Consider the following 19105-nt stretch of genomic DNA (forward strand, 5'->3'; position numbering starts at 1 on the left):
AAATCATCAAACTCAGCTTTGAACTTCAACCCCAGCTTCGATCTCGACTGGTTGCGCTTGAGTATCGCTTTCTTTCGCCGCATCAAGCATCTTGCGAATAATGAGTGACGCTGCCATTGCGATAGCGACCATGACGACAGCAAGGACAGTGAGCAGTTGGAAATAATCACCATATACGTTTTGTACAATGTCTTGTGTGATGGTCTGTCCTTTCTCTAACGCGATAGAGGTTGAGAATGCAGCACCAATAATACCGCTCAATGCGATTGCCACAGAAAATAGGCTAACAGAGAAGTTTTCGATGTGCTTCGGCGCGACGGAAAGAATAAACGCTACGACCATCGAACCCACGATGACTTCTGCAATCGCCTGGAAGAAGTGAATAGCGAGAAAGATTTCTGGCATGATCACGACATCTTCACCCACGGTAGTCACGGCAAACGTCAAGATACCAAACGCTATCGCGGTCAGTACAAATGCCAAGGCGATTTTTGTCGCGGTAGAGAGGTAGATATCGCGCTTTTCCAGCAACCCAAAAAAGCCAGCTACGATAGGACCACCAACCATACACCAAAGCGGGTTCATTGCCATTGCTGCTTCTGGTTCGAGCGGAATAAAACCAAATAGAGAGCCTTTTAATGTGTTGATAGCAACCATGTTCATCGAGGTCATCATTTGTCCGTAGTAAACAAAGAAACAGGTTGTCAGCAAGGTCACAATTAAGATGGTCCCCATCTTCAAAGACTCAGCTTTGCTTGCTTTAAGCATCAGAGATATGAAGTATGCGATCGCCGCCCCTCCGATGGCATATACGATATTTTGGCCAATATCCATGTTTGAAAACATGAAAAATACCAACGCGATCATTGCCAATGAAATCAATGCAAAGAGTACCCAGTTTTTTAAACTTACGGTTTTTTGATCAAGCTCAGAGGCTACGCCAACAAGATCTTTGCGGAATACCAATAGCATGATCAATGCCGCTACTGCCATAACAGCAGAGATGGTAAAACCGCCATTAAAGCCGATCACAAGGACAATCATTGGGAACAAATATTGACCTAAAAAGGCGCCAACATTATTCACTGAATAATTGATTGGGTATCCTTTTTCAAAATCTTCTTGTGATTTGAAAGTTCGTTTATAGAGGCTAGGGTAAGAGGGTGACATCAGGCCGCGGCCATAACTGGCGAGCGCAATACCACACATTGAAAGTGGAACGTTAGAAGCAGAAGCCCCCAGCACGAGTAATACGTAACCGGATGCAAAAGCGAAATATGCGATAGAAAGTGAGCGATAAGCGCCTAAAAACTTATCTGCAATAAAGCCGCCCGCAATCGCGAAAAGTGGCCCGATCGCCGAAAAAGCACCAACGATCATCATCGTATCGGCTTCGTTGTAATTTAGATCCTCTAGAAAAAATCGAGTTAGACTTACTAATACACCGTAAAATGATAAGCCAAACATCATTTGGCAGAACATCATGGATTTATTGAGTTTATTCCACATAATTTTGTACTCACATTAGCGGAGAAAGGTAGGTATTGTTATTTCTATTAAATAGTAATGAAACGAAAGATTGAGTATTGAAATAATTGTCGCATAACGTGGAAATGCTGCACTATATTTTCTAATGCTTAGGTGGCTAAATGCTAATGTGTTGTTCTAGATCAATTTGAATAAAGCAGTGCTTAATTCTGCTTTTGTTTAATTTTGTTATATTTATTACTGATTGGGGCTAAAGGGGGGGATAGGATTACTGGCAAATAAAAAGAGGTCTTGCGAGAAAGGAAATTGCTGACGAAGTGCATCGCCAGCAATGATATAGCGGGCTTATTTGATTATTCGCATGGCGGTGCCATATGAATGACGGCCAAGCCACCTAAGGAAGTTTCACGGTATTTTTTGTTCATATCTTTACCAGTTTGATACATGGTTTCGATAACTTTATCTAATGAAATAAGGCATTTGCTCGTGCGCTTTAATGCCATACGTGAGGCATTAATGGCTTTCATTGCGCCCATGGCATTTCTTTCAATGCAAGGCACTTGAACCAAGCCGCCGATCGGGTCACAAGTCATTCCTAATGAATGCTCCATCGCAATTTCCGCAGCAATACAAATCTGCTCGTTACTGCCGCCTCTGAGTGCCGTTAAACCAGCGGCTGCCATGGATGAAGAAACCCCGACCTCTCCCTGACAACCCACTTCGGCGCCGGAAATTGATGCGTTAGTTTTGTATAAGATGCCGATAGCGCCAGCGACTGCAAGAAAGTCTTTCAGCTGTTTAATATCAAGCTCTTTGATGAAGCGATGGTAGTACATCAATACCGCCGGAATAACCCCTGCGGCGCCATTAGTTGGAGAAGTAACGACTTGTCCTCCAGCTGCATTTTCTTCGCTAACCGCAAAGGCAAAGAGATTAATCCAATCCATGATCTCCATTGGATCATTCTCAACTGCAGCGTTGGCTTCGAGCTTCTTCAAAAGGTTTGGTGCACGACGAGTGACATTGAGACCACCTTCTAAAATCCCTTCCGTATCGAAACCACGTTGCATGCAGAGCGACATCACTTTCCAAATTTGTTCTGCTCTTTGGCTAATTTCTTCATCTGAGCGGAATGCCAGTTCGTTTTGTAGAATCATACCTCCCAAACTAAAACCGTTAGTCTCGGCTTTTTCCAGCATCTCATCCGCTGATGTGAAAGGAAATGGTACCGCGACTTCATCTTGTTGCGTGCCGTTTTCTAGTTCGTCAGCGGTGGCGATGAATCCGCCTCCGATGGAATAATAAATTTCAAACACCACTTGGTCTCCCGCAGCGTCTAGTGCAGTAATCGTCATTCCGTTTTCATGCAGGGGAAGGTTGTCACTATGAAAGACGATGTCATGGTCGTAGCTAAACTCAATCTGGTGCGTACCAGCGAGCAGCAGCGTGTTGTTGTCTATAGTATTTTGTAGCGCACTTTTAGCGCTACTCATTTTAATGGTATCGGGTTTATTTCCCATCAAACCAAGGACAGTGGCTCGGTCTGTGTGGTGCCCTCTACCAGTGAGCGATAATGAGCCATAAAGGTCCACTTGCACCCGATGCACTTTCGCCATAGAGTCGCTAACTAGTTGAGTGAAATGGAATCCGGCAAGCATAGGACCATTAGTGTGGGAGCTAGAAGGCCCGACACCAATCTTAAATATATCGAAAATCGACAGCATAATTGACTTCCTTTAGCAGTGAACCTTTATAAAGGTCTCTAGAACAGTGTTGTTAACTAGATGTTAAAGCCTGTAGGCCGGGAGTGAAAGAAGATTTTTGTAACACTGCCAACTAAGCGCGAGATTTTGAAATGAAGTTATACAATGTGGTCATCGTTTTAGGTAAACGCCTCGTCAATAGCAGATTGACCGTTGAGGGGGTCACAAGAGTCGAAGCGTTATCTAATACGATTGCGTCATTGCCGACAGAGCGAACGGCGATTATTTTTTGTGGTGGATTAACGCAAGGCCAATGCATTTCTGAAGCAGATGCAATGTACAGTTATTTTAAATCTCTAAATGCGGCCGCTGTGCATCCGTTCCCTGAACATCAAGTACTTTTAGAAAATCGTTCTTTGAATACGTTTCAGAACATGCGTTACGCTTCTCGCGTTTTGTGTGATAGTGGTTTGTTCCAGTTATGGTCAGCGCGTCCGGTTGAGGTCACCTTGTTGTCGAATGACTACCACCTTGAGCGAATCATAGAAATCCAAACCTTGATGGATGAGCAGGGATTATTACGAGTACTAAAATCTGAGTGCGCATCCATGGGCGTTACTCTCAACTTACCATTGGATATCAACAAACATATCAGCGTACCATACCCACATAAAGGGCCTATGGCGGCGGCATTTTTATTACTGGATGAACTCACGACTTACCGAGTTTATTTGGAAGGGGTCAAGCAGGGAGCATTTTTACGAGACTTATCGGTTGTCCGAAAGAAGCCGCTTATGATCGCGAGACATGCCATTCAGCAATTGCTCGCTTTACCACTCGATAAAGATAGTTTGCAACAGATTGAAGATATGAAAAAGGCCATCGAAATGACGGCCTTGGATGAATCTGTAGGAGCTGCGGAACAAGCGTTAAGGAGCGTTCATCCGATATTAACTGCATTGAACCGCCGCTTGGATCCTGAGTCTATTCATTAAGTTCGCGTTTTGTGCGGACTGCGCTCAATGCGATCAAACAGTAGCAAAGGAGTTCCATACCTTCTTCCGAAATATTTTTAACATCACGGATGTAGTTCGCGTCCATCACTTGTTGCCAAAAACTGCCCATGCCATACAAGCGAGAGAAGACCAACAATAGCATTACGGCACCAATTAACAGTTTCATATGGGGCACCGTTAAGATGGTCGCCATTTCGCTCATGGTACCTTTACCACCTTGGTAAGCTTTGGCGCAAGCCAGTGCGGTTACAGCGAGCGCAGGGAAAACCCAAGAACCATGACGAATCATGTCTGTCCAATAGTCTGTTTCACGAATAATGAGCACCGCGAAAAAGCCGGCAATCAAAATGGCCGCATGCTTTAGCTGAGGCTGTTGTTTAGATAGGCTAAAAAATGACCATGATGCAATCGCGAGCATCACAAGCTGGAGTGTTTCTGTTATGGAAAGCTCACCAAGGCTTGAACCCAACACGACATAATCAAGGCGAAGACTGAGGTTAACGAGAATACTGATAGCGACAATCATCAATGCGCTTAAACTCGATTTATAAATGATGCGCTTTGACTCTTCAGTAACAACGTTGCTTGGGGCTGACTCGGCTTCTTTTACTATTTGTGTTTTCATCTTGCTCACCTGTTCCAGAAAATGTGGAAGAAATGTGAATTAGTGTGATCTGTGCTTGGGATTTTATTGTCCAAGTGGAAAGTTATGTCAGAGGGATGTCAAGAATAGAACACTGTTCGATATAGTATCGATGTGCGGTAAAGTCAGAGGTATGTAAAAATGAAGTGAGAAAGTTTTGATAAATCAAATAAAAAAGGAGCCTAAAGGCTCCTAAGTGATAGAGGGAATCTGGCGTGTCGACAAAAAATTTTAGTAGTCGCCACTCTCACTTTCTTTATGATTGTCGCGATAGTATTCCCATTGCTCGACACGATTATCGTCAGACAGCACGCAGTAAGTCACACGTTCGCCATTTTCCGAAACGGTATCCAACTCACCACCTTGCTGAACACAGTAAACGGCTGCAGGATTTGCGACGGAGGTATACTCAGTCGAGCGAGTGGCACCTTCGTAAGTTGAACAACCAGCCAGTACCAACGTTGCAGCCATAGCCATCATTAAATTTGTCTTTTTCATTCTTTATCTCCGCATGGGGTGGGCGAGTATTGTATTGATTATAGGCAACTTTCAGAGATTATTGTCTTATCGATGTTAAAAGTAAGAGGGACGTATAAGAATTTAGATATTCTCATCTTTTACTGGTTATCACGTCACACTTCTATTTGTTGCGGATTGTTACGAAGGTTAGAACCGTTGCGTTCAAACCAATGTCTTGAACGCATTTGGACCGACAACGATGATTTAAAGCGTGAAGTTCGGTAATATGCGCGCAAAACATGACAGTGGTATTTTCGATGAGACACTTAAAATCGACCGTTCATCCGGACATTGAGCACTTGGACGACAAAATTATTTTCCAGCGCAATGCGGCACGCGCCATCGTACTAGATGGTGAAGATGTGTTATTGCTCTATACAGAGCGTTACCATGACTACACTTTGCCAGGTGGTGGTATTGATGATGGTGAAGATGTGATTGCTGGACTAGTTCGTGAACTAGAAGAGGAAACCGGCGCGCAGAATATCCATGGTATTAAGCCTTTCGGAATCTTTGAGGAGTTTCGTCCTTGGTACAAAGACGACGCTGACGTAATGCACATGGTGTCGTATTGCTATACATGTAAAATCGATCGTGAGTTAGGCGAAACGGCTTATGAAGACTATGAAGTTAAAAATGGAATGCGTCCAGTATGGATGAACATCCACGAAGCGATAGCGCACAATGAAAAGACCATGGCAGAAAGCCCAAAAAAAGGCATGAGCATCGAGCGCGAAACGTTTTTGCTTCAGTTGATTTCTAAAGAATTACTATAAATAACTTAGCTCGCCTCATAGTGACTTACCCACTCGTTGCTCTGTTGATAGGTCAGCTTTTAAATCGATAAAAAAAGTCCGGACTCCCCCCCGGAACCCGGACTTATTCCAGACGCGCAAGCGAAGCGTCATCTTGATATTTTAAATTTGTTTCGAACTATGAAAACAATAGCTGTTTTACATTTAGTGTGTAAATAATTATTAGGTCCAACCATTGGTTTTCATGTTTTTTGCAAAAGCAATGTGACGCATATCTGCCCAATTGGCAAGCGCAATTTGGGTACCTTTTAATAAACCACTACTCTTTCTTATCTTTGAGATACCTTACCTCAACTTTTTTGCACACGTTTGCATAGAGATCACGAGTTTTCAAATTGGCCGAACACGATCTTGTAATTTTACGTTTTTCTGACATTGGATTTTGTCGTGATTTTTATCACAAATTGACCAACGGAGGTAGTGGACTAAAGTCGATCAGCGGTTGCGAAACCATCGGAGCATCTGAAGCAAATAAGAGAAAAGGTTGAAATGATGAGGATTGTAACTGACCGATATCTATCAACTTTTCCAGCGCGAAAAATCGACTAACGTATTGGCGAGTCTCTTTAGGTAGTGTGAGCTTCTGAAAGTCGTTACTGCCTGCTCGCTGAATGGCGCGTGCGACACGCCCTTCGCCTGCATTGTAGGCCGCTAATGTCAGCGCCATGTTTTGATCGAATTTGTTGTATAAAAACGTCAGATACTTGAGTGCTGCAGCTGTGCTTGCTTCTGTATCAAAGCGATCGTCTTGTTTTGTATCTACAGTCAACCCGAATCGTTGAGCTGTTGCTGGTATCAGTTGCCAAAGTCCGGCGGCGTTGGCATGAGAAACGGCTTTGGGGTTGTAAGAGGATTCCAACATTGGCACTAAGGCTAGACTCTTTGGTAAAGAGTGGCTTTGCAGTTGTTTGAAAATGTGATGAATCACCGGGCTGGATGAATCGAGACGCTTGGCAATTTGTGGCTTGTATGGGGCTAAAACTTGATATTGCGTTTGAATATCAGCTGGGCTTGGTTTCGCCTGACTGGTGATTGAAAGGCAGGATAGTAAGGCGATAAAAATAAAAAGGCCTACAGTACTCAGCCGAGATGGCGACTGAATCTGTAGGCAAGACGAACATCGTTTAGAACGATTTATCTTCATAAGTGTGTTGCACAGGTTGTTTGAGTTGACTGACCAACTCATGGAACGCCGCAGAGCTGTGGCCATTGCTCTGATTGTATTGTTGGCACTGACTTACCAACGTTTCCAATAGCGCCCATTGTTTTCTAGCTTGCATACCTATTTGGGCAGGCAAAGCATTGAAAATTCGTTTTACGCTGGCGTCATTACACGCTAACCCCAGCTCTCGCATACACTGGCTTCTATCACTGGCTGAGCGGCTAAGTTTATTGAGTATTGGTATTTGTTTCTGAACATTGTTGCTCAGTGCCTCACCATCAAACTTTAAGTACAACGTTTTTTGCTGTTGAAGCAAAGGGATAAGTTGTTGATAGAGCTTGATATCCTCAGGTATTGAGCGAATAAATTGTTGAATTCGCTGCGATACTGCGCTTGCCATGATCTCTTCCTAGTGTGTTATTACTCGTGACCTGTATGGAATTGCATGATCGCCTTTGATAGTGCTTTGGTATCTAGGCTAAGTTCGCCACGCGCTAATGCGTTACGTACTTGTTCTACTTTTTCCATATCAACATCAGGTAGTGATGCCATTTCAGCTTGAGCGCGATCTATCGCTACGGTATTCGCTTGAAATGCAGGCTCGTGTACCTTGCTCTGTTCGACGACGTCGACAGGCTGTTTGCTTGCTTGCTGTAATTTTGTTTGTGGGACATGACCGCCCGCGACTTTGTCGATTTTCATGCTGTGGTCCTCATCATCATGTTCTAAATTAAGTAGGCGGTTAGGATGTGATAAACATTAAATATTTTTTTTGTACTCGAAGTTCAGCGTTACTGACGAGAGCCAAAATTAAAAAATGTTACTCTGAGTCCAAAATCAAAATTGAGTATGAACTTGGTTTAACCCGGTTACGACAGCTCTAATGACCTTGCCAGAACTTAGGTTTTCTACTTCAATTTGTTGCCCTTTCGCACCATCTTCTAAGGCGACTCCTTTCGTGCTGGCGCTAAATCCATTTTTGCTCGCAATCACTATGACTTCATTGCCTTTTTCGATTAAAGGTGGAGCCGATAAATTGGATGGGTTGACCACTTGCCCTGCACGTAAACGGCGAGAGGTTTCTAAGCCTATTGCTTGTCCTGGGCGAGTATAAAAATCGTCTTGTCGCGAGATGGTGCGCGTTTCCAGTTTAACGTGCTTGGCAGTCACAACTTCATTTCGACCGACCGTGGTTGTGGCAACCAAGACAGGCAGTGTCAGAGAAGATTTTATCGTGACGTTAATTCGCCAGGGTGAAGCGATGTCATCGCAACTTACTGAGCGCTTAAGGTTTCCAACTGGCAACGCTTGATTGTCGCGACCAGTGATGACCAGAGGCGATTCACACTCAGGTAGGTGATTCGCCGAGCCTGGCACCCACATGTCGAAATCCAGTTGGTATTCTCCCCACTGGTTAGAGTGAGTATTTTGGGCCACTTCTTGTTTGAAATGCTCTGCTACAACAGATTTTATCTCCTCAACGCTTAGGGTTCTGCCAGAGGTCTTGGCGAAAGTTTGTCCTGGTATTAGAGCAAGCAGAGTTAGCATTAATGTTGAGGAAGTAAGCACTTTCCCCTTGCTTTTAATGCTTTCCGTGAGCCGGAAGTTTGGCTTCCATCCTTGTTTGTAAATCATTGATATATATAACTATTTTTTATGGCACGCATCTTGTTTGTATGTTGGCGTATTCGAGCCAACTGTAAGGAAGATGCATGGCGATCACATTTGAAAATGCTTTAGGTGTACATCCAGAGGCACTTAATTTTCGCGTTCAGCGTACCAAAGTCCTTGCCAGTAACCTAGCAAATGTTGACACCCCTGGGTATTTGGCGAAAGACCTAAGTTTCACCACCGTAATGAACCAGGTGGCTGCAGGCGGTGTGAACAAACCAGTGCCTAAGTTTCAGGTTCAGGCCCAATACTCGGTGCCTTACCAGAACAGCAAAGATGGCAACACTGTAGAACTGGGTGTTGAACAAGCGAAATTCACGCAAAACAACATGGACTTTCAAACTAGCCTGACGTTTCTCAACATGAAATTTAATGGCTTAACGAAAGCGATTGAGGGACGTTAATTATGTCATTCACTGATATTTACTCGATCACTGGATCCGCGATGACGGCACAAACTGTGCGTCTTAACACGGTCGCCAGTAACTTAGCTAACGCGGACGCGGTGTCTGCAAATCCAGATGACGCTTATAAAGCGCTGAAGCCCGTATTCGCGACTGTGTACCAAAAAGCGCAGCTGACAACGGAAAACGGGGTTTATCCCAATGCTGAAGTTCGCATTGTTGACGTTGTGAAAAATGCGGGAGAAGCCGAGAAACGCTTTGAGCCAAACAACCCGTTGGCCAATGGTGAAGGTTATGTGTATTACCCAGATATCGATGTCGTGGCTGAAATGGCAGACATGATGTCAGCGACACGTAGCTTCGAAACCAATGTTGAAGTGTTATCAAATGTGAAAAGTATGCAGCAAGGTCTGCTTAGATTAGGGCAGGGCAGTTAATGAGTCTCGCACAATATACACCTTTATCGTCAGATGCTCCGGTGAGCACTAAAGCAAAAGAGAACAATGGCATTGCACCAAACCCTAAAGATATGAACAGTGCTTCTTCATTAGAGAACGAATTCATTTCTTTGATGGTGGCGCAGATCCAAAACCAAGATCCACTTAACCCACTTGATGGCACGGAATACGTTGGTCAGTTGGCTCAATTCTCTCAAGTTCAAAGTACCGAGAATATGTCCAAGACAATGCAACAGAGCATGATTCTCCTCGACAACATGCAAGTGCTATCGACAGCGGGGCTCGTCGGACAAACTGTTTACGTCAACTCCAAAGAATTTGAGCTTGGTGAAGGCGTACAGAACGGAAAAATCGAACTCGCTCATAGCTCAAACCAAGTGACGTTAGTTGTGAAAGATGAGTTTGGTCAATCTACTAAAGTGCCATTAGGTGCTCACGGCAAAGGTGACGTCGACTTTTCAATTAATCCTGAAGAACTTGGTCTTAAACCAGGCAAATACTCAGTGGCAGTAGAAGTGCAAGAAGGGCAAGCAAGTCCAAATGTGCTCATGGCTGGCACTGTTGAGCAAGTGCGTATTCCAAATACTGGCGGCGCAGCATTAGTCAATGTCCATGGCGTTGGCAACGTTCCTTTCTATCAAATCACTCAGTTTGGTGCTTAACCAAATAGGGAAATCAGAGGTCTTTTTATGAGTTTTAACATCGCACTAAGTGGTCTGGACGCGACCAACACAGAGCTAAACACAATCAGTCACAACATTGCCAACGCATCAACGTATGGTTTTAAAGGTGGCCGCACAGAATTCTCCGCAGTATACAACGGCATGCAACCTGGTGGTGTAGAAGTCGCGTCAATTTCACAGAACTTCGACAAAGACGGCAGTATCTCAGGAACTGGCCGTGCGATGGACTTGGCGATCAACGGTGGCGGATTCTTTGTCACTAAAGACAACATGGGTCAAACGCTATACACGCGTTCAGGTGTATTCGCGACAGATAAAGATAACTTTGTTACAGCTAACAGTGGCGCAAAACTGCAAGGTTACAGTGTGGATAGCAACAACAACCTGATGACAGGCTCTGTGGGCAATATCCAAGTATCTACGTCATCACTGAATGCAAAAGCGACAGACGGTCTTGATTTTGTTGCAAACTTTGATGCAAGTGCGTCTGCCATTGATAAAACGGTAACGCCGTTCAATCCGGACGATCCAAACTCATTCAATTCGTCTTACACCACAAAAGTCTATGACTCGCTGGGTAACTCGCACACGGTAACCCAGTACTTCACTAAGACCGCTTCTAACTCTTGGGAAGTGAATGTTCAAGTGGATGGTGGCGCAACACCAGTGACAACGGTACCAGTAACGTTTGACAAAGACGGTTCGCTTTCTTCACCGACGGCTCCGTTTAATGTTTCATTCCCTGCGGCAGGCGCAAACGCGATGAGTGTCGACATTAACTTGAAGGGCAGTACGCAGTTCGGTGCGAAATTCGGCGTAAGTACTAACAGCCCGAACGGCTACACATCCGGTGAGCTTGCAGGTGTACGCGTTGAAGGTAATGGCATGGTTTACGCGACCTACACTAACGGCCAATCACAGCTGCAAGGTCAAGTTGTACTTGCAGACTTCGCCAACACACAAGGTTTAGCAAAAGTGAGTGGTACGGCATGGACTCAAAGCTTCAGCTCTGGTGCGCCAATCACGGGTGTCCCTGGTTCAGGTACGTTGGGTGATTTAACCCCAGGTGCGCTAGAAGGTTCTAACGTTGACCTAACCAGTGAGCTTGTGGCGCTTATGACCGCACAGCGTAACTACCAAGCAAACGCGAAAACCATCTCTACCAGCGACAAGCTAACTCAAGCTTTGTTTAACGCGGTGTAATGGGAGTTTTGCATGGATAGCTTGTTATTTACTGCAACGTCAGGTGCGAGTCGAGTTCTTAAGGCTCAGCACGTGCGTTCAAACAACTTATCAAACGCTGATACTGCTGGCTTTCGAGCGGATATGGAGCGCGTGCGCAGTGTAGAAATGCAAGGCCCAGGTTTTGATGGTCGCACTATGGTTGTGACCAACTCTGCCTCAACGCGCTTTGATTCTGGCGACATTATGAAAACGGGACGCCCGTTGGATGTCGCCATCATGGGTGAGGGTTATCTTGCTGTTGAAACCCCTGCGGGTAACGAAGCGTACACGCGAGCGGGCAATATCCAAGTCGACACTTTTGGTGCCATGACCATCAATGGTTTCCCTGTTCTTGGTGAAAATGGGCCTTTGGTTGTGCCTGATTATCAAAAGATTGAAATCAGCGAGCGTGGTCAAGTATCCGTGATTCCACCAGGTGGTGGCGCAGAAATCGTCGCGGGAACGTTGAAGTTGGTTAAACCAGAAATGAACCAACTTCAAAAAGAGAGTGACAGCCTACTGCACAGTGTAGATGGCGTGCCATTCGCTGCCGATGAAACCGTGCAACTTTCTCCTGAGCACATTGAGGGCAGTAACGTATCTGCCATTGATGAGTTGATTAGCGTGATGTCGTTAACGCGTAACTTCGAGATGCAAGTTCGCATGATGAAAACGGCCGAGACGTTGGCACAAGCTGGTAATAAATTAATGGCGGCGAGATAAGTCTCGCCCCGCAAGGAGTAATAAAAAATGCATTCAGCATTATGGGTAAGTAAAACAGGCATGGCAGCGCAGGACACGAAGATGACTGCCATTTCTAACAACCTAGCGAACGTAAATACAGTTGGCTTTAAGCGTGACCGAGTTGTATTCGAAGACCTTTTCTACAGCATTCAGCGTCAACCTGGTGCTCAAGTAGACCAAGTTAACGAGTTGCCAAGTGGTATTCAGCTAGGTAGCGGTGTTCGCGTAGTTGGCACGCAAAAAGTGTTTACGCAAGGTAACACTCAAAATACAACACAAGAGTTGGACCTTGCCGTTATGGGACAGGGTTTCTTTCAAATCGAAAACTCGGATGGACAGATCATGTACACACGTAATGGTCAGTTCCATGTCAACTCTGAAGGCTTAATGGTGAACAGCCAAGGCTTGCCGTTAGAGCCACAAATTCAGATCCCAGATAATGCCTCTTCATTCTCTGTTGGTGTTGATGGCACGGTAACAACAACGACGGCGGACGATCCAACGCCACAGCAGCTTGGTCAAATCACGCTCGCAAAATTCATTAACCCAGCAGGCTTAGAGGCCGTGGGTGGTAACTTGTTCCGTGAAACGGAAGCCAGCGGCCCGGCAGATGAACTGATTGCAGGTGAAGATGGCGCAGGCCTCATCAAGCAAGGTGCATTGGAAGGTTCAAACGTACAAGTAGTGGAAGAGATGGTCGACATGATCACGACTCAACGTGCGTATGAGATGAATGCGAAAGTGGTCTCTGCTGCAGATGACATGCTGAAGTTTGTTTCGCAATCAATGTAAGTATGAAATTGGTGATGATGAAGGAAAAAGCAATGAAATGGCTTTCTAAGAGTTGGGCAGTAGCCGCCGTGTTGCTGGTGGGATGTGCCGGCCGTCAGGAATTTATTCCGCCTGAGCCAAATGCCGAGGAATATGCACCACCAACGCTCGATTACACGTTGCCGGAAACCCAGTCTGGTAGCCTTTATCGTCACCAATACACGATGACCCTGTTTCAGGATCGTCGTGCTTACCGAGTTGGCGATGTGTTAACGGTTCAACTATCAGAAGAAACCTCATCGAGCAAAAAAGCGGGTACTAAGTTTGGCAAAAGCTCAGCGGTTAACTTCGCGGCGCCGACCATAGGAACGAAAACGTTCGATGAGTTAGGGGTTAGTGTCGATGGCAGCCGCAACTTTGATGGCAGCGCTTCAAGCTCACAGGGTAACAAGCTGCAAGGTGCTATCACCGTAACGGTACACGAGGTGTTACCTAATGGTGTATTGCGTATCAGTGGCGAAAAATGGCTGCGCCTTAACCAGGGAGATGAGTTTATTCGTCTCACTGGCATTGTTCGTGTGGATGATATTAATCGCAGCAACCAAGTTTCTTCTCAACGAATTGCTGATGCACGAATTACCTACGCAGGTCGCGGAGCTCTGGCTGACAGCAACGCAGCCGGATGGCTAACTCAATTCTTCAACAGCCCATGGGTACCTTTCTAATGAAGACAATGCAATCTTTCTTTACGTCTTTCCTATTGGTGTTGACCTTGGGATTACCAACCACTTCACATGCTGAAGTGGAAATTCCGATCATGGACTTGGTCGATGTACGCGGCATTCGAGAAAACCAATTGGTTGGTTATGGTTTGGTGGTTGGCTTAGCTGGCCAGGGTGACCGAAACCAAGTGAAATTTACTTCTCAATCTATCACCAACATGTTACGTCAGTTTGGGGTTCAAATTGATGACAGTATGAACCCTAAGCTACGAAATGTGGCTTCTGTGAGCGTGACAGCAACCGTTGATCCAATGGCGGGCCCCGGACAAACTTTGGACGTGGTCGTGTCTTCAATTGGTGACGCGAAAAGCCTCCGTGGCGGTACGCTATTGTTGACGCCTTTACGCGGTATTGATGGTGAAGTGTATGCCATTGCACAAGGAAACGTCGTGGTGGGCGGTTTGTCTGCAGAAGGGCGAAGCGGCTCCAAAGTCGAAGTTAATACGCCAACGGCAGGTCGCGTCCCGAATGGTGCGACGTTAGAGAGAGAAATCAAAACTGATTTCAACCAGCGTGATGAAGTCACCTTAAACCTGCGTAAACCAAGCTTCACGACGGCAAAAAATATCGCGCGTGAAATTAACAATACTTTTGGGCCTAACGTTGCTGTTGCGATCAATAAAGCGCGCATTGATATGCGTGCACCAAAAGATACCCAACAGCGCGTAGTGATGATGTCGATGCTTGAAGAAATGAGCGTCGTGGAAGGCCGCAAGCCGGCTCGAATTGTCTTTAACTCTCGCACGGGAACGGTCGTGATCGGTAAGAGTGTCAAAGTGAGTGAGGCGGCAGTGAGCCACGGCAACTTAACCGTGCGAATTTCTGAATCACAACAAGTCAGTCAGCCAAATGCGTTTGCAAATGGCGATACGAAAGTCGTTAACCAAACGGATCTTGATGTGAACGAAGATTTAGCTCAAATGGTGATTTGGCCTCCAGGCACGGAGCTCAACACTATTGTGACTGCGGTAAACAGCTTAGGTGCTACACCTACTGACTTAATGTCTATCCTGCAAGCACTTAGCGAAGCGGGTGCATTGAACGCTGAATTGGTCGTGATTTAAGGAGTTAAGGATGAAACTAGACAGTACCAATGAACAAACTCAACTGAATTCGATGCTGTATCACGACAACAGCGCACTTGCCAACATCAAGCAGAGTCGAGATCAGGAAGGCGCGCTTGAAGTAGTGGCGGGTCAATTTGAGGCGATGTTTTTACAAATGGTGCTGCGTCAAATGCGCAGCAGCAGCGATGTTCTAGCGGATAAAGACAGCCCGTTTGCAAGCCAGCAGCAAGGTGTTTTCCGCGATATGTACGATGGGCAACTGGCAATGGAACTGGCAAAAAAGCAGAGCTCCGGCATTGCCAATATGCTCATCCAGCAACTTAGCCCCTCTATGCGCGAAGTCGCCTTTGATGCTGCGCGTAACATCTCATCTGCAAACGATGGTAAAGGTGCGAATTCTGAATCTATCTCACAGCTTGATGCTAACGAGATTGAGGGGAGCTCAAGCTTATTTAATACCGCCTCTCAAGCCGTCGCCTCTGTAAAACAGGTGCTCGGTGAGGCCGGTATGACTACCGCGTTTTCTCAGCCGTTGATCAGGAAAATGGAGCTGTAAATGAACCTAGTTAATATTGCCCTTTCAGGTTTAGGCGCGAACCGCGTGGCCTTAGACGTAACGGCACAAAACGTGGCGAACGTGAATACTGTGGGCTATAGCCGTCAACAAGCATTGATGGCATCAGTCGATGACGGAAAAGCTAACCGCTTAAGCCCTGGTTTAGGGGTAGAGGTCACCAGCATTCGCCGCGTTACAGACCAATTTCTGATTAAGCAAACGTGGTCAACTAACAGTATGGCGGCGTACGCTTCTGGTTACACCAGCAACATGAGCCAATTGGAAAATACGCTAGGGGCCGATGGCTTCAGTATTTCTGCTGGTTTGGACTCTCTAAACGCTGCGCTTAACGATGCCACGGTTAAGCCTGAGTCGATCCCTTACCGTCAACAAATCATCAACGAATCTGAAGCGTTGGCACGCCGCTTTAATACGCTGACCGAGTCTTTGCACAATCAACATAAAGATATGAGCGATCAGCGTAATGCGGCACTCAACCACGCGAATAGCCTCATGGAAAACATCGCGAAGGTAAACAAGCAGCTGGTTGAAATGCAAGGAACAGGCGGCAACCCATCGCAACTTATGGATGAACGAGATAAATTGATCGGCGAGTTATCTCAAACCATCGAAATCAGAACAACAGAGCAGCCTGACGGCAGTGTTCAGGTAACGTTGACCTCTGGTCAGCCACTTGTGATGGGCACGGACCATGGCAAACTCGCAGCCGTTCCAGACCCTAGTGACCCTTACGTAGCAGACTTACACGTAACATTCTCAAGCCAAAGTTTTGCGATTGGTGACTCTCTTGGTGGCAAATTAGGTGCGATTAACGATTATCAAACCGATGTATTAAAACCAAACCAATTGGCTTTGAATGACATGGCGAAAGCGTTAGCGGATGAATACAACGCTGTGCTCGCTACTGGACAAGATTTAAATGGTAACCCAGGTAAACCATTGTTCAGCTACGACCCTGCCAACCCAGCGGCAAGTTTGGATATCACTGAGTTGACTCCAGGTGAGCTTGCGTTTTCAAGTGATGGTACGCCAGGTAATGCGGATGTATTGCAGTCGTTGATTAATTTAAGCAACAAGCCTGTTTCTGTGACTGGCTATGGCTCTGTGAGTTTGAATGACGCATTCAGTTCTATGGTGGGTCAAACCGCGATTAAAGCACGCCAAGCAGACGCCGATTACCAAGCTAAGTTAGCCATGAACAAGCAAGCACATGCGGCTCGTGACAATGTGAGTGCCGTTAACAGTGATGAAGAAGCGGCTAACTTAATGACGTTTGCTAATGCACACAATGCCAACATGAAAGTGATCAGCACAGCGAATCAGCTGTTCGATTCTGTATTGCAGTTATTCTAAAGGAAACCCAGATGCGAATCAGTGACAATCAATTTAGCCAAATGATGCTGCAAAGCCTGCAAGGTAACAATGCAGGTCTGGGGCACGTGCTACAACAAATGACGACAGGTGAGCGTCTAACTAAACTATCTGACGATCCAATGGCATCGATTAAGCTGCTTAATTTGGATCGTGAAAACAGCGCCATCGCCCAATATCAAAACAATATCGCAAACGTCAAAACCACGCTTTCGAGTCAAGAAACACATTTAGACTCAGTGAAAGAGAGCCTAATGAGCATGCGTGATATTGCATTATGGGGCGCGAATGGCTCACTGACTGATCAAGACCGTACCGGTATGATCACGGAGCTAAAGAGCTATCGTGATTCAATTGAGTCGTCTTTCAATGCTCAGGATGAAGAAGGGCACTACCTATTTTCAGGCACCAAAACTGATACCCCTGCTATAAACAGTACAAGCGGTAGTTATGTCATCGAGGGCAACAGCGATAAACGTGTCGTGACGATTGCGAAAGGCGTAACGATGGATTCCAACATGACGGCAAAGGACATTTTGGACCTTGGTGGCGGCAAAAACGTACTGGATCAAATTAACAATCTAATTACAGAATTTGAGAACCCGAGTCCGAATTTCCAAGCTGAAGTGGACGCAAGCCTGAGTGCCATTGATGATACGTTGGCAAGCGTACTTGGCACGATGACGGAGATTGGTGGCCGACACAATAACCTAGATTTGGTTGGCGGTGCCCATGGTGAGAATAAACTGTTCGTCGATAAAGTATCAGGTGACCTCTCAGCTCTGGATTACGGTGAAGCATCGGTACGCTTGAGCAATTACATGGCGGCTTTGCAAGCAACGCAAGCGAGCTATGTAAAGATCAATGATCTATCGTTGTTTGACCGTCTATAAGGTTAGGAAGTTCTTTTATGGTAATGAGTACAGTAGAGGTTAGACCCCATAGCATACGCTTGGGTGGGCAAGAACAAGCCTCTATCATGCCGACCCGTTCTGCAGACTCAAGTACTGCAATTAAACCGCGCCCGGCGCAAGTTCAGGCTGACACTGCGTCAGCCTACTCTGTCTCTGGGATTCAACTGACCCAAGGTCAGCAGCAAGCGACGGCAGTGCAGATCGCATCGAAATCGTTGCAGGTGATTGGCAAAGAGCTGACTCAAATTAAACGTGGTTTGACGCAAGCGGTGAATCAAGGCGTGCAAAATGTACCTGGCTTGCAGGATACATTGGTTCGTTCTAAAGCCACCATTCAGAACGTTGTGGAGCATGCTCGTTTCGACGGCCAGAAAGTGCTCAACAACGAACTGCATTTAAAGCTAGATAAAGCAGACATTCGTCGCTTTTCTATTCCTGGCTTGAATGTGCATCGCTTAAGTGACAAAGCTGAGCAAATTCGTTTGGATTTCCCTCAGGGTCAAGCGGTAATGATTCAGTTCGATGGACAAGCCGATGGTGCTCGAACTGTCAAAATGCTTGACCGAAGCTTGATTGCTTTAGGGATGCGCGCCTCATTAGCTGACGATGGCAGCATTTTATTTGAAGCCAGAGACAACGCTTATCAGCAAATGCAGCAGAAAGTGATGGTCACGGGCGAAGGGCACCGTTTTCCTGCGGGCCAGCCGAACGTTCTAAATCTAAAGTCAGAGCCAGATGGTATTGCAGAACTTGGGTTTGATTTGGCATCACGCGATGGTATGAAACAGACGATTGCCAAAGTGAACCAGCACCTAAGACAAGTGCAAACGAGCTTGCAGGAAGCGAAAGCATTTCATGGAGAGTTGAACACTCAAATGCGCTCAATTCAAAATAAAACCGCGCAGCTTTCTGTGGATGATGTGAATGCAAAACTGGATGGTTTTGTGCAGAAGTCTGGTGAGTTCACCTCGACTTTTCAAGCGTTGAATGCACAAGCAAACGTGCGTCGTCATACGGTTGTTGCGTTGCTAAAATAACGAACACTCCAATGATTCCCGGCTTTGCATCGCTATCGCCCCCCAATAACGAGAAC

Annotated in this window: 22 protein-coding genes; 14 read left to right on the plus strand and 8 right to left on the minus strand. The window is 45.9% G+C overall.

Annotated features, from left to right (window positions below; all coding sequences use genetic code 11):
* Positions 1–12: 12 nt before the first annotated feature.
* Positions 13–1509 carry an MFS transporter gene (locus OO778_RS21850; RefSeq protein ID WP_182018804.1) on the minus strand — a complete coding sequence of 499 codons (1497 nt, stop codon included), beginning with the start codon at positions 1507–1509 and terminating at the stop codon, positions 13–15.
* Positions 1510–1841: 332 nt separating this feature from the next.
* Positions 1842–3212: an L-serine ammonia-lyase gene (locus OO778_RS21855; protein WP_258615042.1), complete on the minus strand. Its 1371-nt coding sequence runs from the start codon at positions 3210–3212 to the stop codon at positions 1842–1844.
* Between the two features lie 131 nt (positions 3213–3343).
* Here OO778_RS21855 and OO778_RS21860 point away from each other — a divergent pair, with 131 nt between their 5' ends.
* Positions 3344–4186, plus strand: a complete 843-nt coding sequence (locus tag OO778_RS21860; RefSeq protein ID WP_258615044.1) for a YdcF family protein — start codon at positions 3344–3346, stop codon at positions 4184–4186.
* Here OO778_RS21860 and OO778_RS21865 read toward each other — a convergent pair.
* Together OO778_RS21865 and OO778_RS21870 are read right to left on the minus strand one after the other, a co-directional pair.
* Complete coding sequence (locus tag OO778_RS21865; protein WP_264911668.1) at positions 4176–4832, minus strand: hypothetical protein; 657 nt, start codon at positions 4830–4832, stop codon at positions 4176–4178. The genes OO778_RS21860 and OO778_RS21865 overlap by 11 nt on opposite strands.
* Before the next feature lie 249 nt (positions 4833–5081).
* Entirely contained in the window at positions 5082–5348 is a 267-nt protein-coding gene (locus tag OO778_RS21870) for a DUF333 domain-containing protein (protein WP_005395313.1), read from the minus strand.
* Positions 5349–5626: 278 nt separating this feature from the next.
* On the opposite strand from OO778_RS21870, the gene OO778_RS21875 reads away from it, so the two are divergent.
* On the plus strand, positions 5627–6145 hold the full coding sequence (locus OO778_RS21875; protein WP_005395311.1) for an NUDIX hydrolase: 519 nt from the start codon (positions 5627–5629) through the stop codon (positions 6143–6145).
* A 436-nt stretch (positions 6146–6581) separates the two neighbouring features.
* Here OO778_RS21875 and OO778_RS21880 read toward each other — a convergent pair whose 3' ends face one another.
* The 4 genes from OO778_RS21880 to flgA all read right to left on the minus strand — a co-directional run bounded on the left by OO778_RS21880 (position 6582) and on the right by flgA (position 8981).
* Positions 6582–7328, minus strand: a complete 747-nt coding sequence (locus tag OO778_RS21880) for a lytic transglycosylase domain-containing protein (protein ID WP_053808121.1) — start codon at positions 7326–7328, stop codon at positions 6582–6584.
* The gene (locus OO778_RS21885) at positions 7309–7746 is read right to left on the minus strand and encodes a flagellar protein FlgN (protein ID WP_258615046.1); all 438 of its coding nucleotides are present in this window, start codon (positions 7744–7746) and stop codon (positions 7309–7311) included. Before OO778_RS21885 ends, OO778_RS21880 begins: the two co-directional genes overlap by 20 nt.
* Positions 7747–7766: 20 nt before the next feature.
* Positions 7767–8048 (minus strand): flagellar biosynthesis anti-sigma factor FlgM, encoded by a 282-nt coding sequence (flgM, locus tag OO778_RS21890; protein ID WP_006741305.1) that lies wholly within the window; start codon positions 8046–8048, stop codon positions 7767–7769.
* A gap of 135 nt (positions 8049–8183) precedes the next feature.
* Positions 8184–8981: a flagellar basal body P-ring formation chaperone FlgA gene (gene flgA, locus OO778_RS21895; RefSeq protein ID WP_264911673.1), complete on the minus strand. Its 798-nt coding sequence runs from the start codon at positions 8979–8981 to the stop codon at positions 8184–8186.
* 77 nt (positions 8982–9058) lie between these two features.
* On the opposite strand from flgA, the gene flgB reads away from it, so the two are divergent.
* Genes flgB through OO778_RS21955 form a run of 12 tightly spaced genes read left to right on the plus strand, consistent with a single transcriptional unit; the run spans position 9059 to position 19049 of the window.
* Positions 9059–9421: a flagellar basal body rod protein FlgB gene (flgB, locus tag OO778_RS21900; protein ID WP_005395306.1), complete on the plus strand. Its 363-nt coding sequence runs from the start codon at positions 9059–9061 to the stop codon at positions 9419–9421.
* Between the two features lie 2 nt (positions 9422–9423).
* On the plus strand, positions 9424–9858 hold the full coding sequence (gene flgC, locus OO778_RS21905) for a flagellar basal body rod protein FlgC (protein ID WP_005395305.1): 435 nt from the start codon (positions 9424–9426) through the stop codon (positions 9856–9858).
* Positions 9858–10541: a flagellar hook assembly protein FlgD gene (gene flgD, locus OO778_RS21910; protein ID WP_005395303.1), complete on the plus strand. Its 684-nt coding sequence runs from the start codon at positions 9858–9860 to the stop codon at positions 10539–10541. The genes flgC and flgD overlap by 1 nt, the downstream gene beginning before the upstream one ends.
* 27 nt (positions 10542–10568) lie before the next feature.
* Positions 10569–11765 (plus strand): flagellar hook protein FlgE, encoded by a 1197-nt coding sequence (gene flgE, locus OO778_RS21915; RefSeq protein WP_005395301.1) that lies wholly within the window; start codon positions 10569–10571, stop codon positions 11763–11765.
* Positions 11766–11777: 12 nt separating this feature from the next.
* Entirely contained in the window at positions 11778–12509 is a 732-nt protein-coding gene (gene flgF / locus OO778_RS21920; protein WP_006741308.1) for a flagellar basal-body rod protein FlgF, read from the plus strand.
* Between the two features lie 27 nt (positions 12510–12536).
* Positions 12537–13322: a flagellar basal-body rod protein FlgG gene (flgG, locus tag OO778_RS21925; protein WP_005395297.1), complete on the plus strand. Its 786-nt coding sequence runs from the start codon at positions 12537–12539 to the stop codon at positions 13320–13322.
* A 32-nt stretch (positions 13323–13354) separates the two neighbouring features.
* Positions 13355–14026: a flagellar basal body L-ring protein FlgH gene (flgH, locus tag OO778_RS21930; protein WP_005395295.1), complete on the plus strand. Its 672-nt coding sequence runs from the start codon at positions 13355–13357 to the stop codon at positions 14024–14026.
* A complete protein-coding gene (locus OO778_RS21935; protein WP_031780462.1) occupies positions 14026–15147 on the plus strand; it encodes a flagellar basal body P-ring protein FlgI in 1122 nt (373 codons plus the stop codon). Before flgH ends, OO778_RS21935 begins: the two co-directional genes overlap by 1 nt.
* Positions 15148–15157: 10 nt before the next feature.
* Positions 15158–15706 carry a rod-binding protein gene (locus tag OO778_RS21940; RefSeq protein WP_074189794.1) on the plus strand — a complete coding sequence of 183 codons (549 nt, stop codon included), beginning with the start codon at positions 15158–15160 and terminating at the stop codon, positions 15704–15706.
* Positions 15707–17080 (plus strand): flagellar hook-associated protein FlgK, encoded by a 1374-nt coding sequence (gene flgK / locus OO778_RS21945; RefSeq protein WP_005395291.1) that lies wholly within the window; start codon positions 15707–15709, stop codon positions 17078–17080.
* A gap of 11 nt (positions 17081–17091) precedes the next feature.
* Entirely contained in the window at positions 17092–17991 is a 900-nt protein-coding gene (gene flgL, locus OO778_RS21950) for a flagellar hook-associated protein FlgL (protein WP_074189795.1), read from the plus strand.
* Positions 17992–18008: 17 nt separating this feature from the next.
* Positions 18009–19049 carry a hypothetical protein gene (locus tag OO778_RS21955; protein WP_012842382.1) on the plus strand — a complete coding sequence of 347 codons (1041 nt, stop codon included), beginning with the start codon at positions 18009–18011 and terminating at the stop codon, positions 19047–19049.
* Positions 19050–19105 lie beyond the last annotated feature (56 nt).

Source organism: Vibrio sp. STUT-A16 (assembly GCF_026000495.1).
In the GTDB taxonomy this organism is placed as follows: domain Bacteria; phylum Pseudomonadota; class Gammaproteobacteria; order Enterobacterales; family Vibrionaceae; genus Vibrio; species Vibrio diabolicus.

Coding starts and splice junctions, on each gene's coding strand:
- OO778_RS21850 (WP_182018804.1), bottom strand. CDS start 1,509: ATGTGGAATAAACTCAATAAATCCATGATGTTCTGCCAAATGATGTTT.
- OO778_RS21855 (WP_258615042.1), bottom strand. CDS start 3,212: ATGCTGTCGATTTTCGATATATTTAAGATTGGTGTCGGGCCTTCTAGC.
- OO778_RS21860 (WP_258615044.1), top strand. CDS start 3,344: ATGAAGTTATACAATGTGGTCATCGTTTTAGGTAAACGCCTCGTCAAT.
- OO778_RS21865 (WP_264911668.1), bottom strand. CDS start 4,832: ATGAAAACACAAATAGTAAAAGAAGCCGAGTCAGCCCCAAGCAACGTT.
- OO778_RS21870 (WP_005395313.1), bottom strand. CDS start 5,348: ATGAAAAAGACAAATTTAATGATGGCTATGGCTGCAACGTTGGTACTG.
- OO778_RS21875 (WP_005395311.1), top strand. CDS start 5,627: ATGAGACACTTAAAATCGACCGTTCATCCGGACATTGAGCACTTGGAC.
- OO778_RS21880 (WP_053808121.1), bottom strand. CDS start 7,328: ATGAAGATAAATCGTTCTAAACGATGTTCGTCTTGCCTACAGATTCAG.
- OO778_RS21885 (WP_258615046.1), bottom strand. CDS start 7,746: ATGGCAAGCGCAGTATCGCAGCGAATTCAACAATTTATTCGCTCAATA.
- flgM (WP_006741305.1), bottom strand. CDS start 8,048: ATGAAAATCGACAAAGTCGCGGGCGGTCATGTCCCACAAACAAAATTA.
- flgA (WP_264911673.1), bottom strand. CDS start 8,981: ATGATTTACAAACAAGGATGGAAGCCAAACTTCCGGCTCACGGAAAGC.
- flgB (WP_005395306.1), top strand. CDS start 9,059: ATGGCGATCACATTTGAAAATGCTTTAGGTGTACATCCAGAGGCACTT.
- flgC (WP_005395305.1), top strand. CDS start 9,424: ATGTCATTCACTGATATTTACTCGATCACTGGATCCGCGATGACGGCA.
- flgD (WP_005395303.1), top strand. CDS start 9,858: ATGAGTCTCGCACAATATACACCTTTATCGTCAGATGCTCCGGTGAGC.
- flgE (WP_005395301.1), top strand. CDS start 10,569: ATGAGTTTTAACATCGCACTAAGTGGTCTGGACGCGACCAACACAGAG.
- flgF (WP_006741308.1), top strand. CDS start 11,778: ATGGATAGCTTGTTATTTACTGCAACGTCAGGTGCGAGTCGAGTTCTT.
- flgG (WP_005395297.1), top strand. CDS start 12,537: ATGCATTCAGCATTATGGGTAAGTAAAACAGGCATGGCAGCGCAGGAC.
- flgH (WP_005395295.1), top strand. CDS start 13,355: ATGAAATGGCTTTCTAAGAGTTGGGCAGTAGCCGCCGTGTTGCTGGTG.
- OO778_RS21935 (WP_031780462.1), top strand. CDS start 14,026: ATGAAGACAATGCAATCTTTCTTTACGTCTTTCCTATTGGTGTTGACC.
- OO778_RS21940 (WP_074189794.1), top strand. CDS start 15,158: ATGAAACTAGACAGTACCAATGAACAAACTCAACTGAATTCGATGCTG.
- flgK (WP_005395291.1), top strand. CDS start 15,707: ATGAACCTAGTTAATATTGCCCTTTCAGGTTTAGGCGCGAACCGCGTG.
- flgL (WP_074189795.1), top strand. CDS start 17,092: ATGCGAATCAGTGACAATCAATTTAGCCAAATGATGCTGCAAAGCCTG.
- OO778_RS21955 (WP_012842382.1), top strand. CDS start 18,009: ATGGTAATGAGTACAGTAGAGGTTAGACCCCATAGCATACGCTTGGGT.